This window comes from Acinetobacter stercoris (assembly GCF_900323515.1).
GTDB classification, from domain to species: Bacteria; Pseudomonadota; Gammaproteobacteria; order Pseudomonadales; family Moraxellaceae; genus Acinetobacter; species Acinetobacter stercoris.
The window spans coordinates 1-659 of sequence record NZ_OOGT01000454.1 but is presented as its reverse complement, the minus strand read 5'-3'; the positions used below and the strand labels follow the sequence as shown (position 1 = coordinate 659).

2 pseudogenes are annotated in these 659 nt (G+C 33.1%); one reads left to right on the top strand and one right to left on the bottom strand.

Annotation, left to right across the window (positions count from 1 at the left end):
• Positions 1–362, top strand: a pseudogene (locus KPC_RS20200) (peptidase M23); the annotation flags it as partial.
• A gap of 51 nt (positions 363–413) precedes the next feature.
• Here KPC_RS20200 and KPC_RS20195 read toward each other — a convergent pair.
• Positions 414–659: pseudogene (locus tag KPC_RS20195) on the bottom strand (IS5/IS1182 family transposase); the annotation flags it as partial.

The window sequence follows — 659 nt, the reverse complement described above, 5'->3', positions numbered from 1 at the left end:
GTATAAAAGTTTATTTTAAAAATATTCAAGGTGCTTATGATCTTATTGCAGATCATAAGTCACTTCCATTAGGAAAAAAAGTATTAAGATTAACTTCGAGAAAAGTAAAAGTTGAAGGTAAACATTATATAAAAGATGGTTTAATGCAATATACTTTATCAGAGATTAAGCGAACTTTAAAAGCGGTAGGTAAACCAATTTTAGATAGAATAGGAAGTGTATTTGATAATGAAGTAAAAAAAGTGAATACAGGTAATACAAATTCAAAAGATAATAATATTGAAACTCCTCCTGAAAAAAATGAACAAAAAAGAACTGATTCAGGGAATAGTACGCATATAGTAGCGTTACAATTTACAGAGGCTTTGTTGCATAAATAAAAATAAAGATGAGTCAGTCTATCTTCCCGATATTTATGCAACAGCGACTGTTTGGGCTGTACCGAGTTGAGTAAATTTATTCAAAATATCGACTCTGATTTGCAAGTCGACTACCTGACGATTAAAGCATCGGCTAGACACCCCTTGTCCAAGCCGTTTAAATGCAAACATTTTGGCTTCTATTCGTGAACGTTGATGATAACCAATATCTCTTTTCCACTGCTTTCGTCCCTTGTTCCAACAGGCTTGTACTGCATGATTCCTTGCTCTGCCAATTTC